The organism is Tateyamaria sp. (assembly GCF_059783535.1).
In genome coordinates this window covers 11,984-14,962 of sequence record NZ_JBYNDP010000097.1, presented here as the reverse complement: position 1 = coordinate 14,962, position 2,979 = coordinate 11,984, and the positions used below count along the sequence as shown (strand labels likewise).

Annotated in this window: 4 protein-coding genes; all 4 read left to right on the top strand. The window is 60.6% G+C overall.

The window, feature by feature from the left end; all coding sequences use genetic code 11:
* A partial coding sequence (locus AC6RA8_RS16370) for a glycine--tRNA ligase subunit alpha (protein ID WP_500354005.1) occupies positions 1 to 929 on the top strand: 929 nt, incomplete at its 5' end.
* Positions 926 to 1,285, top strand: a complete 360-nt coding sequence (locus AC6RA8_RS16365) for a glyoxalase superfamily protein (RefSeq protein ID WP_500354003.1) — start codon at positions 926 to 928, stop codon at positions 1,283 to 1,285. The genes AC6RA8_RS16370 and AC6RA8_RS16365, both read left to right, overlap by 4 nt.
* The gene (locus AC6RA8_RS16360; RefSeq protein WP_500354001.1) at positions 1,282 to 1,803 is read left to right on the top strand and encodes a DUF6446 family protein; all 522 of its coding nucleotides are present in this window, start codon (positions 1,282 to 1,284) and stop codon (positions 1,801 to 1,803) included. Before AC6RA8_RS16365 ends, AC6RA8_RS16360 begins: the two co-directional genes overlap by 4 nt.
* On the top strand, positions 1,800 to 2,979 hold a 1,180-nt coding region (gene gltS / locus AC6RA8_RS16355), incomplete at its 3' end, for a sodium/glutamate symporter (protein ID WP_500354000.1). The genes AC6RA8_RS16360 and gltS, both read left to right, overlap by 4 nt.

Here is a 2,979-nt window from a genome sequence, read left to right as displayed (position 1 = left end):
TTACACCGCCCCGTTCCTTTCAGGAAATCATACTGCGTCTTCAGACCTACTGGGCGTCCAAGGGCTGCGCGGTTCTGCAACCCTACGACATGGAGGTGGGGGCCGGGACCTTTCACCCCGCCACAACCCTGCGCAGCCTCGGATCGCAGCCTTGGGCGGCGGCCTATGTCCAGCCCTCGCGTCGTCCAACCGATGGGCGTTATGGCGAAAACCCCAATCGGTTGCAGCACTATTACCAATACCAGGTACTGATCAAACCATCGCCGCCCGACTTGCAAGACCTCTATCTTGGGTCTCTGAAAGCCATCGGCATCGACATGGACCTGCACGACATCCGCTTTGTCGAGGATGACTGGGAAAGCCCGACGCTTGGTGCATGGGGCCTTGGATGGGAAGTATGGTGCGACGGTATGGAAGTGTCGCAATTCACCTATTTCCAACAGGTTGGCGGGCACGACTGCCACCCGGTATCGGGCGAGTTGACCTATGGGCTTGAACGTCTCGCGATGTACATTCTTGGGGTCGATCACGTGATGGACATGCCCTTCAACGATCCACAAACCCCCATCCCGCTGTCCTACGGTGACATATTCAAGCAGACGGAAGAAGAATACGCGCGCTGGAACTTCGATGTGGCCAACACCGAGGTGTTGCTGCGCCATTTCGAAGAAGCCGAGGCGGAATGCAAAGCCATCCTTGATCAGGCGCACGACGACCCCAAGACCGGCAAGCGCATCATCATGGCGCACCCGGCCTATGACCAGTGCATCAAGGCCTCGCACATCTTCAACCTGCTCGATGCCCGCGGCGTGATCTCGGTCACCGAACGGCAGGCCTATATCGGTCGCGTCCGCGCGCTGGCCAAACAATGCGCCGATGCCTTTGTACAAACAAGAGCAGGAGGCTGGCGGCCGGAGGATGCGGCGTGAGTTACACCAACGCCACCCCGGTTTTGCGTGTCTCTGACTACCAGCGGGCCAAGACATTCTACATGGACGTGCTCGGTTTCGAGGTGATGGAAGAGGCGGGCGAGCCGGTCACCGGCTTTGGCATCTACCGTGCAGGCCAGGCCCAACTCTTCCTCATTGCTTGGAACGGACCCGAAGCGGCTTACGAAAACTGGCGCGTCTACCTCTACCCCGAAAACTTCGCCGCCACGGTCGACAAGATCAAAGCCACGGGCACCGCGATCAAAGGGCCAACCGTCACCGAATACGGCATGCGCGAGGTCGAAGTGACCGACCCTGACGGCAACGTCCTTTGTCTGGGCGAGGACGCGGGATGAGCGGCAAAATCATCGGGATTGTCATCGTGCTAAGTTCCATCATCGCGGGCGCAGCCTTGTACTACCTGCAAATCTACGGCTTCTACGAAGAGGTTGAGACGGCAGAGGTGCAGCTTATTTCGGTCGTTTCGGATGAACCCGAACCAATCCCCTTCGCTGATTTCCAAGCCATCGATGCAGACAGCTCCCCCATCCGCTACCGGGCCTGCTTCACGACCGATATGTCACTGGCCCTGCTGACCGAAACCTATGTGGGGCTGGAACAAGCAACCCCGCGGAACGCGCCGGGCTGGTTCGACTGCTTCGACGCCGAAGCCATCGCCGCAGAACTTGACGCAGGCACCGCCCTTCCGTTCCTCGGCCAGAAGAACGTCGATTTCGGCGTCGACCGTATCGTCGCCATCACCGAAGACGGGCGCGGCTATGTCTGGCACGAATTGAACGATTGCGGCGACAAGGCCTATGACGGCACCATCGTGGGCGAAGAATGCCCGGACCGTGACCAGATCACCCAATGACACTGGCCGTTCCAGCCTTTATCACGGCCACGCTGGGCCTTGCTGTGTTCCTGTTCGGGACCATCCTTAACGGACGGTTCGAGGTCCTGCGCCGGTTCAACATTCCGGAGCCGGTATCAGGCGGTCTGATTGCGGCGGTGATCGGGCTGCTCCTTTACCTGTTCCTCGACATTGAATTCGCGTTCGAGATGGACGCTCGGGACTTCTTCCTCGTCCTCTTCTTCGCCGGCATCGGCCTGAATGCACGGTTCGAGGATCTGCTTTCTGGCGGCAAACCACTGGCCTTGCTCCTGCTTCTGACGCTGGTGATGATCCTTGTTCAAAACGGGATCGGTACAGTCGGAGCGATCCTCTTGGGCTATCCCGCCGCCACGGGCGTCCTGTTCGGCTCTGCCGCCTTGATCGGTGGGCACGGCACGGCCATTGCGTGGTCGCCCGAAGTGGCCGAAGCCAGCGGGCTGACAAATGCGCCAGAGCTTGGCATCGCTGTGGCCACGCTCGGCCTTGTTCTGGCGGCACTGATTGGCGGCCCCATCGCGCGCCACCTCGTCGAAGGCAAGGACCTGACCCCGGATCGCCCGGACGAAGGGCTCACCGTTGGTCTGCCCGCAGACAATGGCCCTAAAACACCCATCGACCCGGTAACGGTCTCGCGCGTGCTGCTTTATCTCAACCTCGCCATCATCGGCGGCTTCTCGGCGCATCTTGGGTTGATCGAAGCCGGCGTCAAACTCCCACTCTTCGTGCCTTGCCTGATCATGGCTATCCTGATCGCCAACATCCGGGCGGTCCTGTTTCCGAATGCCATCCCCGTGGCCCGCACCCCCGCACTCGCCCTGATCTCTGAAATCGCACTTGGCGCCTTCCTCGCCATGTCGCTCATGTCCCTGCAGCTTTGGACACTGGTTGAACTGGGCGCAGCCATCGGCCTGATCCTCGCACTGCAAACGCTGGCGACACTGGCCTTCGTGATCTTCATCCTGTTCCCGCTGATGGGCGGGGGCTACCGCGCTGCCGTTCTGGGGGCCGGGTTCGGCGGCTTCGCCCTTGGCGCCACCCCGACGGCCATCGCCAACATGACAGCCGTGACCAAACGATATGGCCCATCCCCTATGGCCTTTGTCATCCTGCCCTTGGTCTCGGCCTTCTTTGTCGATATTGCCAACGCCATCGCTA